The 20943-nt window shown below is 73.6% G+C and carries 16 protein-coding genes; 8 read left to right on the forward strand and 8 right to left on the reverse strand.

Annotation, left to right across the window (positions count from 1 at the left end):
- Positions 1-65: 65 nt before the first annotated feature.
- Together BM093_RS09420 and BM093_RS09425 are read right to left on the reverse strand one after the other, a co-directional pair.
- The gene (locus tag BM093_RS09420; protein WP_093340408.1) at positions 66-1196 is read right to left on the reverse strand and encodes an epoxide hydrolase family protein; all 1131 of its coding nucleotides are present in this window, start codon (positions 1194-1196) and stop codon (positions 66-68) included.
- 70 nt (positions 1197-1266) lie between these two features.
- Complete coding sequence (locus BM093_RS09425) at positions 1267-2028, reverse strand: IclR family transcriptional regulator (RefSeq protein WP_093340411.1); 762 nt, start codon at positions 2026-2028, stop codon at positions 1267-1269.
- A 70-nt stretch (positions 2029-2098) separates the two neighbouring features.
- Here BM093_RS09425 and BM093_RS09430 point away from each other — a divergent pair, with 70 nt between their 5' ends.
- The 6 genes from BM093_RS09430 (at position 2099) to BM093_RS09455 (ending at position 6610) form a co-directional block, all read left to right on the forward strand.
- On the forward strand, positions 2099-3322 hold the full coding sequence (locus BM093_RS09430) for a 4-hydroxybenzoate 3-monooxygenase (RefSeq protein ID WP_093340413.1): 1224 nt from the start codon (positions 2099-2101) through the stop codon (positions 3320-3322).
- Positions 3323-3351: 29 nt separating this feature from the next.
- Positions 3352-4080, forward strand: coding sequence for a protocatechuate 3,4-dioxygenase subunit beta (pcaH, locus tag BM093_RS09435; protein WP_093340415.1), 729 nt, complete (start codon positions 3352-3354; stop codon positions 4078-4080).
- A complete protein-coding gene (gene pcaG / locus BM093_RS09440) occupies positions 4077-4685 on the forward strand; it encodes a protocatechuate 3,4-dioxygenase subunit alpha (RefSeq protein ID WP_093340418.1) in 609 nt (202 codons plus the stop codon). Before pcaH ends, pcaG begins: the two co-directional genes overlap by 4 nt.
- Positions 4686-4857: 172 nt before the next feature.
- Entirely contained in the window at positions 4858-5457 is a 600-nt protein-coding gene (locus BM093_RS09445; protein ID WP_177238358.1) for a GtrA family protein, read from the forward strand.
- A complete protein-coding gene (locus tag BM093_RS09450) occupies positions 5427-6326 on the forward strand; it encodes an alpha/beta fold hydrolase (RefSeq protein ID WP_093340423.1) in 900 nt (299 codons plus the stop codon). Before BM093_RS09445 ends, BM093_RS09450 begins: the two co-directional genes overlap by 31 nt.
- Positions 6327-6355: 29 nt before the next feature.
- Positions 6356-6610, forward strand: a complete 255-nt coding sequence (locus BM093_RS09455) for a hypothetical protein (protein WP_093340426.1) — start codon at positions 6356-6358, stop codon at positions 6608-6610.
- Between the two features lie 78 nt (positions 6611-6688).
- Here the strand turns inward: BM093_RS09455 and BM093_RS38145 are convergent, their stop codons facing one another.
- From BM093_RS38145 to BM093_RS09470, 3 genes are all read right to left on the reverse strand, one after another.
- A complete protein-coding gene (locus BM093_RS38145; protein ID WP_093340428.1) occupies positions 6689-7519 on the reverse strand; it encodes a methyltransferase domain-containing protein in 831 nt (276 codons plus the stop codon).
- Positions 7516-8388 carry a glycine/sarcosine N-methyltransferase gene (locus BM093_RS38150; RefSeq protein WP_093340430.1) on the reverse strand — a complete coding sequence of 291 codons (873 nt, stop codon included), beginning with the start codon at positions 8386-8388 and terminating at the stop codon, positions 7516-7518. The genes BM093_RS38145 and BM093_RS38150 overlap by 4 nt, the downstream gene beginning before the upstream one ends.
- A 344-nt stretch (positions 8389-8732) precedes the next feature.
- The gene (locus tag BM093_RS09470; protein ID WP_093340432.1) at positions 8733-9923 is read right to left on the reverse strand and encodes an acetyl-CoA hydrolase/transferase C-terminal domain-containing protein; all 1191 of its coding nucleotides are present in this window, start codon (positions 9921-9923) and stop codon (positions 8733-8735) included.
- Positions 9924-9984: 61 nt separating this feature from the next.
- Here BM093_RS09470 and BM093_RS09475 point away from each other — a divergent pair, with 61 nt between their 5' ends.
- A complete protein-coding gene (locus tag BM093_RS09475) occupies positions 9985-10980 on the forward strand; it encodes a glutathione S-transferase family protein (RefSeq protein WP_093340434.1) in 996 nt (331 codons plus the stop codon).
- Between the two features lie 57 nt (positions 10981-11037).
- Positions 11038-12255 carry a glycoside hydrolase family 3 N-terminal domain-containing protein gene (locus BM093_RS09480; RefSeq protein ID WP_093340436.1) on the forward strand — a complete coding sequence of 406 codons (1218 nt, stop codon included), beginning with the start codon at positions 11038-11040 and terminating at the stop codon, positions 12253-12255.
- Positions 12256-12324: 69 nt separating this feature from the next.
- On the opposite strand, the gene BM093_RS09485 is transcribed toward BM093_RS09480, so the two are convergent.
- The 3 genes from BM093_RS09485 to BM093_RS09495 all read right to left on the reverse strand — a co-directional run bounded on the left by BM093_RS09485 (position 12325) and on the right by BM093_RS09495 (position 20906).
- Positions 12325-13095, reverse strand: coding sequence for a beta-ketoacyl-ACP reductase (locus tag BM093_RS09485; protein WP_093340439.1), 771 nt, complete (start codon positions 13093-13095; stop codon positions 12325-12327).
- Positions 13092-18836, reverse strand: coding sequence for an ATP-binding protein (locus tag BM093_RS09490; protein WP_093340441.1), 5745 nt, complete (start codon positions 18834-18836; stop codon positions 13092-13094). Before BM093_RS09490 ends, BM093_RS09485 begins: the two co-directional genes overlap by 4 nt.
- A gap of 117 nt (positions 18837-18953) precedes the next feature.
- A complete protein-coding gene (locus BM093_RS09495; protein ID WP_093340443.1) occupies positions 18954-20906 on the reverse strand; it encodes a 3-oxoacyl-[acyl-carrier-protein] synthase III C-terminal domain-containing protein in 1953 nt (650 codons plus the stop codon).
- Between the last annotated feature and the right edge of the window lie 37 nt (positions 20907-20943).

The raw sequence follows: 20943 nt of genomic DNA on the forward strand, positions 1-20943 counted from the left end.
TCGGCGTCCGGGGCGGGGCCGACCGGCGAGTCCGGGAGCGCGCCCGGTGGGTCCGGGAAGGTCGCTCACCGGAGCGTCCGGAAGAACCCCCGCAGCTCGTCCACGAACGTCTCGGGCTGCTCCAGCGAGGCGAAGTGCCCGCCCACCTCGGGCCGGGTGAACCACCGGAGGTCGGTGTAGCGGCGCTGCAGCCAGTGCCGGGGCAGCTTCACCATCTCGTGCGGGAACTGGGCGATGCCGGTCGGGACGGCGACGTCGTCCATCCGGCGCCGCGCGTAGCTCTCCCAGTAGATCCGCGCCGACGAGGCGCCCGCCCCGTTCAGCCAGTACTGCATCACGTTGTCCAGCAACCGGTCCCGGGTGATCACGTTCTCCGGGTGCCCGGCACAGTCGGTCCAGTCCCAGAACTTCTCGACGATCCACGTGCACTGGGCGACGGGCGAGTCGACCAGCCCGTACCCGATGGTCTGCGGCCGCGTGCGCTGCTCGGTGGAGTACCCGGTGCCGTAGCGCTCGAAGTCCTTGGAGAACGCGATGTCGCGCTTCTCCTGCTCGGACAGCGGCTGGTCGTCGTCGTCCGGCTTCGGCGCGAGCGCCATGGTCAGGTGGATGCCGTGCAGCATCTCCGGCGCCGCCGTCCCGAGCGCCGAGGTGATCATCGATCCCCAGTCGCCGCCCTGCGCGGCGAACCGGTCGTACCCGAGCCGGTCCATCAGCTGGGCCCACGCCACCGCGATCCGCTCCACGCCCCACCCGGCCACGGCGGGCTTGCCGGAGAACCCGAAGCCGGGCAGCGTCGGGACCACCACGTGGAAGGCGTCGGCCGGGTCCTCGGGATCGGTCAGCGCGGGCAGGACGTCGAGGAACTCGACGATCGAGCCCGGCCAGCCGTGGGTGAGCAGCAGCGGCATCGCCCCGGGGTGCCGCGAGCGCGCGTGCAGCAGGTGCACCTCGACCGAGTCGTCGCCGCCGCCGTCGAGGTCGGTGCGGAACTGCGGCCAGGAGTTGATCTCCGCCTCGACCCGGCGCCAGTCGTAGCGGGTCCGCCAGTACTCGCAGAGCTCGCGGGCGTAGTCCAGCGGGAGGCCCTGGGCCCAGCCGTCGACGGTGGCCGGGTCCGGCCAGCGGGTCCGGGCGAGCCGCTCGCGCAGGTCGTCGAGCTCGGCCTCGGGGATCTCGATGCGGAAGTCGCGCACGCCGCCACCGTGGCACGACCGGCGCCACGGCGTCCCGTCCGCCGCCGCATCGGAACGATCACGAAAGTGCTCACTGCGGCGCGAGCGCGCGGCTGATGCCGCGCGCCGCCGCCCGGACGGCGGGGACCCAGGTGTGCGGGTTCGTCCCGACCGCGGGCACGACGATCGACAGCGCCGCGACGACCGGGCCGCTGCCCTGGCTCACCGGTGCCGCCACCGACAGCGAGACCGCCTCGATCTGCCGGTCGGAGATCACGAAGCCACCGGAGCGGACCTGCGCGAGCAGCGACCGGACGCCGCCGGGGTCGCACACCGTGTACGGGGTGAACCGGCGCAGCGGGCGGGCGAGGACCCGCTCGACGTCGTCGGGGTCGGCGTGGGCGAGCAGCACCAGGCCGACCCCGGTGGCGTGCGCCGGCAGCCGCGAGCCGGACCGGGTGACGATCGAGACGGCGTCCCGGCTGGAGAGCCGCTCGACGTAGACCACCTCGCCCGGGTCCTCGGGGTCCAGGACGGCCAGCTGGACGTTGTGCCGGGTCACCTCGTGCAGGTCCTCGAGGAAGGGCATCGCCGCGTCCCGCAGATCGTGGCTGGCCGGTGCCAGGTGGGCGATCTCCCAGAGCCGCAGGCCGATCCGGTAGCGGCCGTCGTCGCCGCGGTGCAGCGCACCGCCGGCGGCGAGCTCGCCGACGATCCGGTGGGCGGTGGTCAGCGGCAGCCCGGTGCGCTTCGCGATCTCGGACAGGCCGAGCACCGGGGCCTCGGCGGTGAACGCGCCGAGGACGTCCAGTACCCGGGCGGTGACCCCCGAACGGACCGGTCGTGACGCCATGACCGGGCATTCTTCCGCACAGTGGAAGCTGGGTCGAGCCGGGGGCCGCGGGTCGGGGACAGTTTTCCGTATGACGGCACGGCAGGAGTCCAGGACGCAGGTCGGCATCGTGGGGGCGGGGCCCGCCGGGCTCGTGCTGGCCACGTTGCTGGCCCGCGCCGGCATCGACTCGGTCGTGCTGGAGGCCCGCAGCCGCGCCTACGTCCAGGCCCGGGTCCGGGCCGGCGTCCTGGAGGCCCCGACCGTCGACCTGCTGCGCGAGGCAGGCGTCGCCGGGCGGCTGGACCGGGAGGGCATGCCGCACACCGGGATCTCGCTGCGCTTCGCCGAGACCCCCGGCGGGCCGGCCGAGGACCACCGGATCGACTTCGCCGACCTCGTCGGCCGGGGGATCACCGTGTACGGCCAGCAGGAGGTGGTCAAGGACCTGCTCGCCGACCGGATCGACGACGCCGGGTTGCCGGTCGAGTTCGAGGTGTCCGGCGTCGAGATCCACGACGTCACCACGGACGCGCCGTCGATCACCTACACCGCCGCGGACGGGACGGCCCACCGGCTGCGCTGCGACGTCGTCGCCGGGTGCGACGGGTTCCACGGCACCGCGCGCTCGGTCGTGGCGCCGGAGATCGTCGAACGCGTCTACCCGTTCGGCTGGCTGGGCGTGCTGGCGCAGGCCGCCCCCACCACCGACGAGCTGGTCTACTCCCACCACGACAACGGCTTCGCGCTGTACTCGATGCGCAGCCCCGAGGTCACCCGGCTCTACCTGCAGGTCCCGCCCGACACCGAGGCGGGCAGCTGGTCGGAGGCCCGGATCTGGGACGAGCTGCAGACCCGGCTGGCCTGCGACGGCTTCACCCTGAACGAGGGGGAGCTGCTCGAGAAGCCGAGCGTGACCGGCATGCGCAGCATGGTCGCCTCGCCGATGCGGCACGGGCGGCTGTTCCTGGCCGGCGACGCCGCGCACATCGTGCCGCCGACCGGCGCCAAGGGGATGAACCTGGCGATCGCCGACGTGCGGGTGCTGGCCGAGGCCGTCGAGCGGTTCTACCGCGACGGCGACGAGCGCGGGTTCGACGACTACTCGGCGACCTGCCTGCGCCGGGTCTGGCGGGCCGAGCACTTCTCCTGGTTCATGACGTCGATGCTGCACCGCTTCGACTCCTCGACCGAGGCCGGTGACCCGTTCGGCGTCGGGCTCCAGCGCTCGCAGCTGCGCTACACGGTGACGTCCCGGGCCGCCGCGACGAGCCTGGCGGAGAACTACGTCGGACTGCCGCACGGGGCCGTCTGACCCACCACCCACGAGAGAGGACGCCGTCGATGGCCCAGCCGGCCGAACGAACCCCGACGCTCCCGCCGTACGCGCCGGTGCCCGAGGGCACCCACGCGCCGCTGGACTTCCCGGGCTACCGGAGCACCGGGCTGCGTGCCCCGGTCCGGCAGCCGGTGATCCTGCCGCACCGGCTCACCGAGGTCACCGGGCCGCTGCTGACCGGGCCGATCCGCCCCGGCGACGACGACCTGACCCTCGGCGAGCACGGGGAGGCCCAGGGCCAGCGGATCATCGTGTTCGGGCGGGTCGCGGACTCCGACGGCCGCCCGGTCCCGGACACCCTCGTCGAGATCTGGCAGGCCAACGCCGCGGGCCGGTACGCGCACCGGTGGGACGACTGGCCCGCCCCGCTCGACCCGAACTTCACCGGCGGCGGGCGGGTGCTCACCGACGCCCACGGCGACTACTCGTTCACCACGATCAAGCCGGGCGCCTACCCGTGGGGCAACCACCACAACGCCTGGCGCCCCGCGCACATCCACTTCTCGCTGTTCGGGCGGGCGTTCACCCAGCGCCTGGTGACCCAGATGTACTTCCCGGACGACCCGCTGTTCGCCCAGGACCCGATCTACAACTCGGTGCCAGAGGGCGCGCGCGAGCGCATGATCTCCACCTTCGACCTGGACGCGACCCGGCCCGAGTGGGCGCTCGCGTTCCGGTTCGACATCGTCCTGCGCGGGCGGGAGCAGACCCCGTTCGAGGAGCCGCACGCATGAGCACCGACCGACCCGGGCAGCTGACCCCCTCCCAGACCGTCGGGCCCTACCTCGCCCTCGGGTTGCCGTGGCCGGACGGCCCGGACGTCGTCCCGGAGGGCACGCCGGGTGCGGTGACGATCGGCGGGACCGTGTACGACGGCGCCGGCGAGCCCGTCGTCGACGCGATGATCGAGACCTGGCAGGCGGACCCGGACGGCCGGTTCGACCATCCCGACGACCCGCGCGGTGCCCGGACACCGGCGGTCGAGGGCTTCCGCGGGTTCGGCCGGGCCGCGACCGACGACCGGGGCCGCTGGAGCGTGCGCACGGTGCTGCCCGGCGCGCTGCCCGTGTTCGACGCGCTGCCCGTGTTCGACGGGGCCGCGGACGTGCGGGAGGCCCCGCACATCGACGTCTCGGTGTTCGCCCGCGGACTGCTCGACCGGCTCGTGACCCGGATCTACCTCCCCGGGAACGCCGAGGCCAACGCCGCCGACCCGCTGCTGTCGTCGGTGCCCGCCGAGCGGCGCGGCACCCTGGTCGCGGTCGCCGAGGCGCCGGACCGCTACCGGTTCGACATCCGGCTGCGCGGCGACGGGGAGACGGTTTTCCTGCAGATCTGAGGGCCGTCCTTGCAGATCCGAGGGCCGTCCTGGCAGATCCGAGGGTCGTCCGGCAGCTCCGGGGGCGGTCCTGCCGAGCTGGGCGTGACGGTGTGACAACGTTCGCGGGCGTCCGCCTCGTCCGTACCGGGGATCCCTGTCAAGATCGGTGGAGGAGGCGGCGGGAGGACCGGTGGACGCAGCACCCACCCCGGAACGGGGACGACGGACGTGGCCGGGTGCCGGCCTGCGCCGGCTGCGTGCGCGGCACCCGCTGGCCGTCCAGCTCGCCCGTTACGCGCTCGTCGGCGGTGCGGCGACCGCGCTGAACGCCGGGCTGTTCCTGCTGTTCCGGCCGCTGCTGCCCGCAGTACCGGCGAACCTGCTCTCGCTCACCGTCACCACCGCGCTCAGCACCGAGCTGAACCGGCGGCTCGCGTTCGGCGGTGCCCGCGCCCACCGGCTCCGGGAATGGGTGCAGGACCTGGGCACGATCGCCTTCTACGCCACCTACAGCTCCGGTGTGCTGCTCGCGCTGCAGTGGCTGGTCGGCGCGCCCACGCCGGGGCAGGAGGCGGCCGCGGTCGCGGTGGCCAGCGTCGGGGGCGGCCTGCTCCGGTTCGCGGTGCTGCGGTTCTGGGTGTTCGATCTGCGGGATCGCCGCTCCCACGTCGCGGGCCCCCACGACGCCGGCCCTGACGACGCCGGCCCTGACGACGACAGCTCCCGCGACGACGTACGACCGGCTGGAGGTCCTCAGCAGTGTTCGGCGACTTCACCACCTTCGACCTGACCGTCGGCCCGGACGCGGTGCCGATCCACGGCGTCCGGGGCGGGGACGGGCCGCCGGTCCTGCTGCTGCACGGGTTCCCGCAGGCCCACGCGATGTGGGCACCGGTGGCCGAGGAGCTGGCCCGCGACCACACCGTCGTCTGCACCGACCTGCGCGGCTACGGGGAGTCCGGCCGCCCGGAGTCCGGCGACGACCACGCGGGCTACTCGTTCCGCGCGATGGCGGCCGACCAGGTCGAGGTGATGTCCCGGCTCGGGTTCGACGGCTTCGCCGTGGCCGGGCACGACCGCGGCGCGCGGGTCACCCACCGGATGCTGCTCGACCACCCCGAGCGGGTCACCCGGGCCGCGCTGCTCGACATCCTGCCCACGGCCTACGTCTACGGCCACGTCGACCGGGCGCTGGCGACCGCGTACTACCACTGGTTCTTCTTCATCCAGCCGGCCGACCTGCCGGAACGGCTCATCTCGGCCGACCCGGTCGGCTACCTGCACACGCTGCTCGGCGGCTGGGGCTCCGGGCTGGACGCGCACCCGCCGCAGGCGCTCGCAGCCTACGAGCGGGCGTTCGCCGACCCCGCGGCGCGGCACGCGATGCTGGAGGACTACCGGGCGGGTGCGTCGATCGACCTGGAGCACGACGCCGCCGCGGACGGCGCCGGGCAGCGGATCTCGGTCCCCACCCTGGTGCTGTGGGGCGGCGCCGGGGTGGTCGGGGCGAACGCGGAGAGCCCGCTGCAGGTGTGGCGGCGCGCGGCGGTGGGCCCGGACCTCGTCACCGGGCGCGCGCTGCCCGGTGCCGGGCACTTCCTCGTCGACGAGCAGCCGGACGTCGTGCTCGGCGAGCTCCGGGACTTCCTGCGCAGCTGAAAGCGGACACGGGTGGAAGAATCGCCCGCATGCGACGAACAACGCTCTCCCGGGCGGCGCTCGGCACCCTCGCCGCGCTCGCCCTCGTGTTCACCACCGCCGGCGCCTGCGGCCCGGCGGAGGAGGCCCCGGCTCCGCCCCAGCAGCAGCAAGAGCAGCAGGGCGGTGACGACGGGGACGACGACCGCGGCGACGATGACCAGCAGGGCGGCGACCAGCAGGGCGGCGACCAGCAGGGCGGCGGGCAGCAGGGCGGCGAGCAGGACGACAGGGACGACGACTGACGGCGGCCGGGCCCGCCGCCTGACACGGCTGTGGCCCGGCACCCCTGACGAGGTGCCGGGCCACGGCTCGTGCGGAAATCAGCCCTTGATCGCGTGCACGACGCCCCAGGTGAGCTTGCCGGCGTTGCCGCCGTCCACCCAGTGCTGCAGGCCCGCCTTCATGTTGGTGATGTAGGTGTCCGAGATCGCCGCGGCCAGCTCCTGCTCCCGCGCGACGAGCTCCTCACGGACGCGCCCGTAGTGCGTCGGCAGCTGGGCGGCGTGGTCGTGGAAGGTGACCGAGGTGAAGCCGCGCTTCTCCAGCCCGCCGGTGTAGAAGCCGGGGGTGGCCATCGTCGCCAGCTGGATCCGGTCCAGGATCGGCTGGATCGACGACTGGTCGAGCCCGTCGACGGCCATCGGGTCGGTGAACACGACCTGCCCGCCCGGCTTCAGCACGCGGGCGGCCTCGTCGAGGACCCGGTCCCGGTCCCCGGAGTGCAGGAACGCGTCCTGGGACCAGACGACGTCGATGGAGGCGTCCTCGACGGGCACGTCCTCGAACGTCCCGGTGGCGACGCTCACCAGCTTCTCGAGCCCCTGCTCGGTGGTGAGCCGGGTGTTGCGCTCGTTCTCCACCGGCGACAGGTTGAGGCAGTGCACCTTCGCGCCGTGGTTGCGGGCGAGCTGGCGGGCGGCGCCGCCGTAGCCCGAACCGAGGTCGAGCACCTGGGTGCCCGCCCCGATGCCGGCGATCTCGGCCATCCGCGCGACGGTGCGGCGGCTCGCGGCCGCGATCTCCTCACCCGGGGTCTCGTAGAGGCCGACGTGGATGTCCTCGCCGCCCCAGACCAGGGAGTAGAAGTTGTCGGCGTCCTCGGAGTCGTAGTAGCTGCGAGCGGTCTTCTCGGCGGCCTGTGCCTGGGTCACGCCTCGTTCTCCTCCTCGTTGTTCTCCTCTTCGAGGTAGGCCTTCTCAGCGATGTGGACGAAGAAGTCCGGCTCGTCGTCGGAGTAGGTCGACTGGAAGTCGCCGAAGGTCTCGATCTTCTGGAAACCGACCTCGTGCATGAGCCGCCGCGTGTAGTCCTTGCGCAGCGGGAACATGTTGAGGTGGTACTCGGAGCCGTCCGAGAACTCGTAGCGGAAGCGCGCGAGCCCGTCGTCGACGTGCTCCGGCTCGGCGACGACGCCGTCGCCGCAGTAGTAGTACTGGTGCTTCGAGCTGAAGCCGTTGTCCAGGATCGAGTCGTAGTTGCGCTGATCCAGGATCAGGACGCCGTCGTGCTTGAGCATCGCGTAGAACTCCGCGAGTGCCTTGCGGCGGTCCTTCTCGGAGAACAGGTGGGTGAACGAGTTCCCGAGGCAGATGATCGCGTCGTACTCACCGTGGACGTCCCGGTTGAGCCAGCGCCAGTCGGCCTGCACGACGCGCAGGATGTGCCCGCCGAACTTCATGCCGTTGTCGAAGGCCTTCGCGAGCATCTCGGCGCTGCCGTCGGCGGAGACGACGGTCTCGAAGCCCTCCTCGAGCAGGCGGACCGAGTGGAAGCCCGTGCCCGTCGCGACGTCGAGGACGCTCTTCACCCCGCGGTCGCGGAGCTGCTGGACGAAGAACTTCCCCTCGCTCTCGTAGCGTGCCCGCCAGTCGATCAGCTCGTCCCACTTGTCGACGAACGTCTGCACGTACTCGTGCTTGTAGTGGGTGGACTCGCGGACCTCGGTGGGGTCGTCACCGAATTCCTGGACTGTCCTGCCCAGCTCGGGCGTCTCGCTGTCGGTGCGATGGTCGGCCGTCATGTACCGCGTCTCCTCGACACAAGTCGGGTGTTTCGGGGTCACCCGACCGTAGATCGGGGGAGCCGCCCGCGTCCCGCCCCGGGGCGGGGGTCTGGATTCGACCGCCGATGTTGTGTTATACGCAACGAGCGATCCGTCGCTGTGGCCCGGACCACGCCACGGGCGGGTGACCCGCGTCTCCGCTCCGTGCGCTGCGTACGCTCCCACCAGTGACGCAGCGTCCGCGTCCGCGGCGTGCGGCGCGTAACCGGTCGTGGCCGCATCCCGCTGCCGCATGCCGGGGGTTTCCGCCACGCGAAAAACCTGCGAATTTTGTGATGTCGGTCACGCAGTGGATTTTCAGTTCACTCGTTCGCGCCAACGGCGCCCCGCCAGAGCGCTGCGAGCGCGCGTTCCCGCTCCTCCCGGCCCAGGCCGCGCAGGTCCGCGCTTCCCCGATCGGTGACGACCACGTCGACATCGTGCGACGGCGTGGTGACCGGCCCGCCGAGCCGCTCCACCAGGGTGGGACGGCCCCGGTGCTCGGACGCCAGCGCGATCACCGACAGCCCGGGCCCGCGCGCCGCCGCGGCCGCGAAGTCCGGGTGCCCGCCGATCATCCCGGCCGCCGAGCCGGCGACGCCCTCGACGTTGACCTGGCCGTGCACGTCGATCTCCAGCGCGGTGTTCAGCGCGATCAGCGGCGACGGCGCCGTGCTCAGCCGGGACAGGTCGTGGGTGTACTCGATCGGCCGGACCACGCCCTGCTCCGTCCGGCCGTCGGCCCAGTCGTAGAGCCGCCGGCTGCCGTGCAGCGCGGTCGCCGACGGCGTGCCCAGCAGCAGCCCGCGCTCGGCCAGGTCCACGACGGGGTCGGCGAGCAGGCCCGAGTCGACGTGCACCCCGACGTCGAGCGCCGCGACCAGCGCGGTGGCCAGCCGGCCGGGACCGAACTGGATCCGCGCGCCCGCGGGCACCAGCGGGGCGACCCGCTCGGCGATGCGCCGGTCGGCCTCGGTCGGGGGCGGGGTGTCGACCGTGAACGGGCGCCCCTCGGTCTCGCCGAGCACGGTGACGTCCGGCAGCGGGGCTCCGCCTTCGGCACCCGGTGCGTCGCGGGCGACGACCGCGGCGACCGGCACGCCGTCCTCGGCGAGCCCGCGCATCCACGAGGACTCCGCGCCGAAGCGGTACCCGTCGGGGTGCTCGACGACCGTGGCCAGCAGCAGGTCCGGGCGCAGCGGCCCGGCGAGCAGCGCCGGCACCGCCGAGAGCCGGGCCGGGACGCGGTGCGCGGCGCGCGACTCGATCAGCCCGCGGGCGCCCGGCCCGCCGACGACCGTGCGGATGTCGGCGAACGCGTCCGGGTCCAGGTCGGGCGCGGGGCCGGGGATCCAGCCGAGCACCAGCCGCACGCCGCCGGCCCGCGCGGCCACCCGGCTCAGCGGGCCGGTGAGCACGTACGGCAGACCGCAGGCGTCGGCCACCGCGACGCGGGAACCGGGCCGGACCAGATCGCCGAGCGCCCGCTCGGCCGTGCTGTCGACGTCGTTCATGCGCTCATCCGATCACGGGCGTGACCTGCGGGGCCGCGCACCCGCCGCTACGGTCGCCGGCATGGGGACCGATCGGGACAGCGGCGAGTTCGTGCGGGAACCGCTCGGCGTGGCCGAGCGCATCACGGCGGACGGGTCGTCGCCGTGGCCGGTCGAGGCGGGCCGGTACCGGCTGGTCGGCGCGCGGGCCTGCCCGTGGGCGAACCGGGTGATCATCACCCGGCGGCTGCTCGGGCTGGAGGACGCGATCTCGCTGGGCATCGCGGGCCCGCTGCACGACGAGCGCAGCTGGCGCTTCCACCTCGACCCCGGCGACGTCGACCCGGTGCTCGGCATCGAGTACCTGCGCGAGGCCTACGAGAAGGCGGTCCCCGGCTACGACGAGGGCGTCACCGTCCCGGCGATGGTCGAGGTGGCCTCGGGCAAGGTCGTCACCAACGAGTACGCCGAGCTCGAGCGCGACCTGTCCACCCAGTGGCGCGGGCTGCACCGGCCGGGCGCGCCGGACCTGTGGCCCGCCGAGCACCGCGACGAGATCACCGCGCTCGGCGAGGGGATCTTCCACGACGTCAACAACGGCGTCTACAAGTGCGGGTTCGCCTCCGGCCAGGCCGCCTACGAGCGGGCCTACGCGGCGCTGTGGGCGCGGCTGGACGCGCTGTCGTCGCACCTGGCGACCCGGCGCTACCTGGTCGGCGACACGATCACCCAGGCCGACATCCGGCTGTGGGTGACCCTGGCCCGCTTCGACGCCGCGTACCACGGCCACTTCAAGGCCAACCGGCACAAGCTCACCGAGCTGCCCGTGCTGTGGGCGTACGCCCGGGACCTGTTCCAGACACCCGGGTTCGGCGACACGATCGACTTCGAGCAGATCAAGCAGCACTACTACGGCGTGCACACCTCCGTGAACCCGACCGGGGTGGTGCCGGTGGGGCCGGACCCGTCGGGCTGGCTGACCCCGCACGGCCGCGAGCAGCTCGGCGGCCGCCCGTTCGGTGACGGCACCCCGCCCGGCCCGCCGCCCGCGGACGAGCAGGTCCCGGCACCGGCCTGACCCCGGTCACCGGGGGTGCGCGGCCGGGCGGCGCGGGTGCTGCCACGATGGTCGGCGATGCGCGGACGAACCCACCCCGTCACCGGCACCGGCAGGCGCCGGGGCGCCGGGTTGCTGACCGCCGCGGTCGTCGGCGCGCTGGTCGCGGGCACCGTGGCCGTCGCCGCCCCGGCGCTCACCACGCACCGGACCCCGGCGGACGGCGCCCCCGCCCCGGCGCAGCCGCAGGCGTCCCCGGCGAGCGTCGAGCAGCCCGTCGACACCTGCGCCCCGATGGTCGCCGCGCTCTCCCCGCGGGACCGCCTGGCGCAGCGGCTGATGGTGGGCGTCGACGCGTCCGACCCGGCCGGCGCGGCACAGATCGTGCGGGACTCGCAGGTCGGTGGGGTGTTCCTGGGCGGCAACGCGACCGCACTGCTGCGGAACGACCGGATGCAGGCGCTGCAGGACGCCTCCCGCACCCCGCTGGCGGTCGCCGTCGACGAGGAGGGCGGCCGCGTCCAGCGGATCGACGAGCTCGACGGCGACATCCCCAGCGCCCGGCAGATGGCCGCCTCGCGCACCCCGGAGCAGGTCCGCGAGATCGCCCGGGAGCGGGCCGGGCAGCTGCGGGCCCGCGGCGTCACCTGGAACCTGGCCCCGTCGGTGGACGTCTCGGACCAGCCCCGGGCCTCGGTGATCGGGGACCGCTCGTTCTCCGACGACCCGGAGACCGCCACCCGCTACGCGCGGGCCTGGGCCGAGGGCCAGCAGGCCGGCGGCGTGTACGGGGTCCTCAAGCACTTCCCGGGGCACGGCAGCGGCTCCGGCGACTCGCACCAGGGATCGGTGAGCACCCCGCCGCTGGCCGAGCTGCAGCAGCGGGACCTGGCGCCGTACGCGGCGCTCGTGGGGCCCGGCAGGCCGCTCGACGGCCGGATCGGCGTGATGCTGGGGCACCTGGAGGTGCCCGGGCTGACCGCCGACGGCAACCCGGCCAGCATCGACCCGGCCGCCTACCGCCTGCTCCGCGAGCAGTACCGCTTCGACGGTGTCGTGATGACCGACGACCTCGGCGCGATGAAGGCGATCACCGACCGGTACGGGCTGGCCGAGGCGACCGTGCGGGCCCTGTCCGCCGGGTCGGACATCGCCCTGTTCTCCAACGTCACCGCGGCCGGGCCGCTGCTCGACTCCGCCGAGCGCGCCCTCGGCGACGGCCGGATCACCCCGGAGGCCAACGACGCCGCCGCGGCGCGGGTCCTCGAGTCCAAGGGGTTGTGCTCCCGCGCCTGACGGGCGTGCCGGCCGGATACGCACGAGGGCCCCGCTCGTCGTCGTACGGGGCCCTCGGCAGGGAAGGGGTCAGGACCCCATGTCGATGCCGCCGTTCACGCTGATCACCGAGCCGGTGACGTAACCGGCGCGGTCGTCGACCAGGAACTGCACGGCGCGGGCGATCTCGTCGGCCTGGCCCAGCCGGCCGACCGGGATCTTCGCCAGGATCTTCTCCATGGCCTTCTCGGGCACCGCGGCGACCATCTCGGTCTCGATGAACCCGGGCGCCACGCAGTTGACGGTGATGCCCTTGCGCGCGACCTCCTGGGCGAGCGACTTCGAGAAGCCGATCAGGCCGGACTTGGAGGAGGCGTAGTTGGCCTGGCCGACCGAGCCGGTCTGGCCGATCACCGAGGAGATGTTCACGATCCGGCCGAACTGGTTCTCGGTCATGTGGTCGAGCACGGCCTTGGTCATGTAGAACGAGCCCGACAGGTTGATCCGCAGCACCGCGTGCCAGTCGTCCACGGTCAGCTTGCGGACGGTCTTGTCGACCGTGATGCCGGCGTTGTTGATCAGGTAGTCGACCCGGCCGCGCTGCTCGAGCACCTCGGAGACGACGCGTTGGCAGTCGTCCGGCGAGCCGACGTTGCCCTGGTGGACCGAGATCGAGGCCCCCTCGGCGCGCAGCTTCTCCTGCAGGTCCTCGGCGGCCTTCGAGTTGGACGAGTACCCGGCGGCGACGTGGACCCCGGAGCGGGCCAGCGCGGTGGTGATGGCGGCGCCGATCCCGCGGGCCCCTCCGGTGACGACGGCGACCCGCGGCTCCGGATGGGTGTCGGTGGCCTGGAAGGTCATGCGTTTCCTCCGATCGTGTCGAGAGTGCGCTTCATGCCTCGCTGGACGGCATCGGCCAGGTAGGGCCGCAGCTGGTCCGGGGAGACGATCCGGTGCACCGAGCCGACGGACTGCGCCCGCTCGATGGAGTGTTTGGTGTCGAACTCGTCGGCGACCTGGCCGAGCTTCTCCGAGCGGACGTCCGGCCGCAGCGTCGTGAGCTCGCCGCGCAGCCGGGCCGCGGTGGCCTCGTCGCCCGCCTCGGTGGCCTCGGCGATCCGGGCCTCCAGGTCGGTGACCCGCGGGTCCTTCGCGGTGCGGTCGTTGACCTCGCTCGCGAAGACGACCGCGGCCGCGGGCGCGCCGCCCAGCACGGAGGCGTAGGAGCCGGTGATCGCGGCGACCTCCATGTTGTCGTTCAGCGTCCCGGAGAACACCACGAACGCGCCGCCGTGGTAGCGGGAGACGACGCAGAAGACGATCGGGCCGTCGAAGTTGACGATGGCCCGGCCGATCTCGGCGCCGTTCTCCAGCTGCAGCCCGCGCAGCGACTCCGGCGAGCCGTCGAAGCCGGACAGGTTGGCCAGCACGATCAGCGGCCGGTTGCCGGACGCCGCGTTGATCGCCCGCGCGCACTTGCGCGAGGACCGCGGGAACAGCGTGCCTGCGGTGAACTGGGCCGGGCCGTCCACCGGGCGCGGGCCGCGGCGCGGGATCGGCCGCGACTCGATGCCGACCATGGCGACCGGCTGCCCGCCGAGGTGGGCATCGAGGGCGACGACCGACTCGGCGTCGTGCATGTCGGCCCACCGCTCCGCGGTGACGTGGTCGGCGTCGGCGACGCCGCGCAGCACCGAGCGGATGTCGAAGGGCTTCTTGCGCTCGCCGTTCGTCGCCGCCGCCCAGATCTCGCCGAGCGTGGCGAACTCGCAGTTCGGGCCGGAGTGCGGGGCCGTCGTGACGTCCCGCGAGACCGGGTCGGTGGTCGGCGCCGGGCGCGGGAACCGCTCGCCGGGCAGCGTCCAGGTGTGCCCGTAGTGGCGCATCAGCACCGACACCGCGCCGGACAGGTCCGGCGCCCAGAACTGGGCCTGGCCGTTCGGGCCCATGATCCGGTCGTAGCCGCCGATGCCGAAGTTGTCCTCGGCGGAGACGCCGCCGGAGTAGTCCAGCGACTGCTTGCCGGTCAGGACCATGGCCGAGTCCGGCGTCATGACCAGGATGCCCTTGGTGTGCATGAGCATCGTGGCCTCGGCGTTCCAGTAGGGCTGGGCGCCGACGTTGATGCCGGTGACGACGACGTTGAGCTCGCCGCCGTCCTGGGTGTACTCGATGATCCCGCGCAGCACCCGCGAGATCCAGTCCATGTTCTCGGTGCCGGAGTCCATCGCGATCTTCGCGCCGGCCGAGACGGCGAACCACTCGATCGGCACGCCCAGCTCGCGGGCGAGGTCGATCCCGGCCAGCACCCGGCGGCACTCGGGCTCGGCGATGGCGCCCAGCGCCCGGGTCGGGTCGCCGAGCAGCACGACCCGCTTCAGCCCCTCCGGGTAGCGGCGGGTCGGGACCGAGACGACGCCGAGCACGATGTTGGCGGTGTTGCCGCCCGGGGCCCGGTCGACCGGGTGCGGCACGCCGGCCTCGTCGAGGTCGTACTCGGTCCAGGTGCCCTCGCCGGCGTCGACCGGCGCGGTGAGCAGCGGGACGATCTCGTAGGGGTAGACCGCGCCGCGGCGGCGGGCCTTGAGCACCTTCTGGTCGTAGGCGTCGAGCTCGCGCATCGGCTGGGTCGGCGGCTCGTCGAGGCGCACGGTGAGGCCGGCGCCGGGCGGGCGCGACATGCGCAGCAGCATCGACCGGGGGATGCCCGCGCCCTCGCCGTCGGCGACGCCGGAGCTGATGCCGGTGCCGCTGACGCTCCGCTCGGGCGTGCGGAACTCGACCAGCACCTGCTCCAGGCCGAGGTTCGCGGTGCGCGGCGCGAGCCGGCGCACGACCGCGTCGAGCTCGGCCAGCGGCACGTCGACCTCGGGCCACACGTAGAGCGCGATCCGGTTCCAGGACGTCCGGGCGAGGGTCCGGTCCCCGGCCCGGGCGGCGCGCAGCGAGTTGATGCAGGCGTCCAGGGCCCGCTCGAACTGCGGCAGCGAGCGGATCCGGCCGGTCTCCTCGTCGCGCAGCACGGTGAGGTCGCGGACGTCGGCCATCGCGACCAGCCGGTCGTCGGCGGCGACCTCGCGGCCGGTGGCCCGGAACAGGTGCACGTCGAGCGCGGCGGGCAGGCGGGTCAGCTCGAAGTTGCGGAACCGCCACAGCCGCAGCCGGTCGGCGACCAGCGGGTGCATGCCGCGCAACGTCCGGTCCTCGACCAGCTCGCCCGACTCGTCCGGGCGGAAGGTGAACCAGGTGGGCGACTCCGCCTCGTCCGTGCCGTCGCCGGTCACCCGCGGGTTCGGGCGCACCGCGACGGCGACCCGGTGCAGGATCCCGCCCGGCACCCGGCCCAGCGCGGCCCGGACCCGCTCGGCGCGGGCGTCGGGGTCGCCGCCGTCGTCGGCCTTGGTGGAGGTGACGTAGAGGTCGACCAGCGCGGTGCGGTTGCCGGGCTCGTCACCGAGCTCGGCGACCCGGCGGCGCAGCTCGGCGGCCACGGCCGTCGCGGCCTCGGGGTCGTTGTTGTCGATCACCGAGGCGAACAGCGTGCGGTCGTTGCCGAGGTGCTGGTAGCGCGCGGTCAGCAGCGGCTTGCCGGCGTGCTCGGTGAGCTCCAGCTCGCGCAGCGGCCGGACCCGGTAGTAGCGCCGGGTCATCACCTCCAGCAGCACGGCGTCGTGCCGCTCGCCGAACACGCCCAGGATCGGCTCCGAGGAGGCGACCAGGGCGTCGATCCGCCGGGCGCGGTCCGGCACGGCGCCGTCCCCGTCCTGGCCCGCGGCGAGCACGTCCAGGCTCTCCCGGACCTCGGCGAGCGCCCGGGACCGCTCGGCGGCGACCACCGGCGCGTCGAACGCGCGGTAGCGGACCAGCCGGGCGGTGTCGCCGACGACCGGGTGCCGCAGCTGGGTGGCGACGACGACGGCGTCGAGGGTCCGCAGGTACTCCTCGTGCACGGCGGTGGGCAGGCCGGCGACCGACTCGGGGTGCTGCAGCCGCCAGTTCAGCAGCTCCAGCACGACCGGCACCTGCTGCGGGGCGCGGCGGTGGGCCAGGAACATCCGGTACAGCGCCGGGCCGAGGTCGCCGAGAGGAGCGTCAGCGGAACGAGACTGGGCGCTGTCGGCGCTCAGGTCGGTGACGCCGTAGTGCGCCAGGGCCGTGCGCAGCTTGGCCTGGAACGACTCGGGCAGCCCCTCGTCCTCCGGGTCGCGGCTGCGCAGGTAGGCGTAGAGGTACTCCTGCGGGTTGCGCTCGGTCTCGCCGGTCTCGTCGTCGGTCTCGGAACGGTTGCGCGACAGGGCGCACAGGTCGGCGAAGATCCGCAGGACGGCCATCTCGCCGGCGAGCACCGCCGGGTCGCCGGTGGCCAGCGCGGCGCGGGCCGCGTCGAGCCGGCGCAGCTGCGGGCGGGCCTGGCGCTCGTCGACGTCGAAGCCCAGGACCTGGTAGCGCAGCGCGGACAGGGCGTCGGCCGCGGTGGCGGCCGGGTCGGCGTCGGTGCCGGTGTCGGCGAACGCGGAGAAGTCCGCGCGGTCGGCGGCCGGCGTGGCGGAGGCGGCCGAGTCCTCGCCCGCGTCCGCGGCGGGCTCGAGGCGGACGAGCTTGGTGCCGCCGTCGACCTGGGTGTTGGCCGGGACGAGCAGCTCGGCGACGGTGCCGTCGAACGGGGCCCGCAGCGAGGTCTCCAGCTTCATCGACTCGACGATCGCGAGCGTGTCGCCCTCGGCGACGACGTCACCCGGGGCGACCGGCAGCGCGACCACCATCGCCGGGGCGGGGGCGCGCACGATGCCGGCCTCGCCGCCGGAGATGCGGTGCACCGCGCCGTCGACCTCGACCAGGTAGTCGGCGTCCTGGGCGACCGACAGCACCGTCCAGGAGCGGTCGCCGACGGTGAGCCGGCGCTCGTAGGCGCCGTTGCGCTCGACGTCGACGTCCACCACCTGGGTGGAGCCGCCGTCCTGGGCGGAGCCGCCCACCAGCTCGACCCGGTAGCGGCCGGCCCGGGTGCGGGCCACGCGCAGCTTGTAGGACTGCCCGGCCGCGGTGACGTCGGTCTGGTGCCAGGTCTCGTAGCCCACCTCGGGGCGCCCCGCCTCGGCCGAGCGGAACAGCCGGTCCTGCTGGCGGGTGACGTGCCCGTCGTGCGACTGGATCGCCGTGGCCAGCAGCGCGACGTCGAGCCGGCGGGGCGGCGCGTAGCCCTGCGCCATCATCGTGTCGAGCCAGGTGGTCTCGAGGTCACCGGAGCGCAGCTCGTCGCGGTCGAGCAGGTCGAGCAGGAACGCCTTGTTCGTCGAGCCGCCGTCGATCACCGCCGCGGTCTGGCGCAGCGCGCGCGAGAGCCGGGCGCGGGCCTCGTCGCGGTCCCGGCCCCAGGCGATCACCTTGGCGATCATCGAGTCGAACTGCGGGGGGATGACGTCGCCCGCGGCGACGCCGGTGTCCACCCGGATGCCCGGGCCGCTGGGCAGGGCCAGGTGCTCGATCCGGCCCGGGGCCGGGGCGAACTCCCGCTCGGGGTCCTCGGCGGTCAGCCGGGCCTCGATCGCCCAGCCGGAGCCGGCCGGGGCGGCGTCGCTCCCGCCCGCTGCGACCTCGGCCAGCGCCCCGCCGGCCGCCACGTGCAACTGCAGCTTGACGATGTCGACGCCGGTGCACGCCTCGGTGACCGGGTGCTCGACCTGCAGCCGGGTGTTGACCTCGAGGAAGGAGAGCAGCTTCTCCTCCGGCTGGTAGAGGAACTCCACGGTGCCCGCGTTGACGTAGCCGGCGGCGCGGGCCAGCTCGGCCGCCGAGTCGCGCAGCAGCTTCTCCTGGTCGGCGTCCAGCGCGGTCGACGCCGACTCCTCGATCACCTTCTGGTTGCGTCGCTGGACCGAGCAGTCGCGCACGCCGAGCGTCCACACGTCCCCGCCGGCATCGGCGACGACCTGCACCTCGACGTGCCGCCCGCCGGAGACCGCGCGCTCGAGGAAGACCGTGGCGTCGCCCGCCGTGCGGGACGCCTCGGACACCGCCCGCTCGAACGCCTCGTCCAGCTGCTCCGGGCCCGCCACGAACCGGATGCCGCGGCCCCCGCCGCCCGCGGTCGCCTTGACCATCAGCGGGTAGCCGACGGTCGCGGCGGCCGCGCGGGCGGCGTCGAGGTCGGCGACCGGGCCACCGGACCAGGGCGCCATCGGCACGCCGACCGACTCGGCCAGCTGCTTGGAGGCGATCTTGTCGCCGAGCCGGCGCATCACCTCGGCCGACGGGCCGACGAAGGTGATCCCGAGCCGTTCGCACAGCTCGGCGAAGTCGGCCTTCTCCGAGACGAAGCCCCAGCCCGGCCACACGGCGTCGGCCCGGGACGCGCGCAGCGCGCGCTCCAGCTCGGCGTGGTCGAGGTAGGGGCTCGCGCCCATGTGGTCGGGGTCGTCCGGCCCGATCAGGACGGCCTCGTCGGCCTCCCGGACGTACATCGCCCGCCGGTCGACGGCGGTGTGGAAGGCGATCGTGCGCAGCCGGCGGTCGGGACCGTTCTCGGCATTCCACTCGCGGACGGCGTTGATCAGACGCATGGCGGGTTCGCCGCGGTTGACGATGGCGATGCGCGAGAACATGTCGGGTATCACTGCTCCTGATGGCTGCGACGGCGGTGCGGATCTGTTCGGGCTGGGCGGGGTGACTCGACTGTCCTACCGGTGAGGACGGCCGCTGTCACTCTGCCGCCTCGTCCCTCACTCGCCGAACGCGATGCGGACGTCGTCGGAGGTGGGCGCGGCGGCGGGTGCGGGTGCCTCCGCGGCGGCCGCCGGGTCGAGGACCACCTCCGGGGCCATCACGGCCGGATCGACCTCGAGCACGGCGTAGCCGCCGACCGCGCCGGCGCCGAAGCCGGGCGCGAACACCCGGGTGCGGCCGGCCACCACACCGTCGGCGACGGCGTCGAACATGGCGATCGGGATCGACGCCGCGGAGACGTTGCCCATCGACCCGATGTTGAAGTACAGCTGCTCGGCCGAGAGCCCGGCCTTCGCCGCGAGCTGCAGGATCATCGTCTTGTTGGCCTGGTGCGGGACGATCACGTCGATCGCCTCGAGCATCGTGCCGGTGCCCTCCGGGCCGGGCTGCTCGCCGAGCTCGGAGATCATCTGGGCGAGGTAGCGCGCGACCAGCGCCTTGACCTCGGGGCCGTAGACGGTGATGTCGTTGTCGAACTCCGGGTTCGGCCAGATGATCGAGTTGACCTGCTCGACGGGGCCGGAGGCGTAGGTCTGCAACAGGTCGACGTCACCGCGCTCGCCCTCGGCGGCCGGGGCGATCACCATCGCCGCCGCGCCGTCCCCGAAGATCATCCGGGAGGTGCGGACGTTGCCGATCTTGTCGGAGAACTTCTCGACGCAGACCAGCAGGACCGGCCGCTGGACCTCCTGCAGCTGGCGGACGGCCTCGGACAGCCCGTAGGGCAGGCCGGCGCAGGCCGCGATGATGTCGGCCGAGCAGTGCGTCTGCAGCAGGCCGAGCTGCCCGGACAGCCACGTGGACAGCGACGGGATCAGCCGCTCGCTGGTGCAGGTCGCGACGAGCACGGCGCCGATCTCGGAGCGGTCGCGCCCGGAGTGCTCGAGCGCGCGGACCGCGGCGGACCAGGCCAGGTCCTCGATGTCCAGCTCGGTGTAGCGGCGCTGCTCGATGCCGGTCTTGGTGGCGATCTCGTCGGCGCTCATCGGCGACCAGGAGAACGCGGAGTTGCGCACGACGTCGTCGTTGGAGCAGACGTGCTCGCCGCGCACGACCGCCAGCGACTCGACCCGGGGCTGGACCCGGAAGGCCTCCCGCACCCGGACCGGGGGCAGCGGGCTCTGCGGCTCCACCGGCTCCGCCTGCGTGGAGATGCGGCCGCGGCGGGCCGGGCGGGTGCCGGTGGCGCGGTCGAGGAACGCCTCGACGTCGCGGTTGCGCGGGTGGAAGGCGATGACGTAGTCGTCGTCGCCGATCTGCTCGGCGGTACGCAGCTCGGTCGCGGCCCGGTCCCAGGGGTACTGGTTGTGCAGCACCATCGCCCACCGGGTCAGCGCCTCGAGCTCCGGGCGGCCGGCGTGCGCGTCGAGGATCTCGTTCCACGAGTACACCGGGGAGTCCGGGTCGTGGTGCGGCACGACGAACGTCTGCGCGCCCGGGGTGGTGAGGAACTCCTGCACGGTCGGCTTGAGCGCCGGCAGCTCGGTGGCGTGGTGGCGGCGATTGCCGAACACGTCGAAGAGCAGGTCGAAGATGCGGCGCTCGGCCGCGGTGTCCCAGGTGGCAGGCAGCGACGCGAAGGCGTCCCGCACCGCGCGGATCTTCTTGTCGGCGTCGCGCCACGGGGTCAGCGTCGGCAGGAAGACGTCGCCGCGGTGCCGGGGCAGGTCGCGCCAGCGGGTGGGGCGCTTCTCGAACATGGTCATCGAGTACCGGTTGACCCAGAACAGGTTCTGGCTCATGTCGCGGAGCAGCCCGAAGCGGCTCTCGTACTTCCCGGCGGTGATGCGCTCGAGGATGTCGGTCCCGGTAGGGGCCTTCGCCTCGAAATCGCGTCCGACGATTGCGGTGAACTGTTCGAGATCGTCGATGACCGAGAAATCGAGTTCGCCCAGAAAATTGGCGGGAAAGACCAGACGGTCGTGGCTGTTTACCACGAACGGCTTCATGTGACGACCTCCAGGGGTGGCGCCGGCCAGGCCGAAT

The sequence above is a fragment of the Pseudonocardia ammonioxydans genome (assembly GCF_900115005.1).
GTDB lineage: Bacteria > Actinomycetota > Actinomycetes > Mycobacteriales > Pseudonocardiaceae > Pseudonocardia > Pseudonocardia ammonioxydans.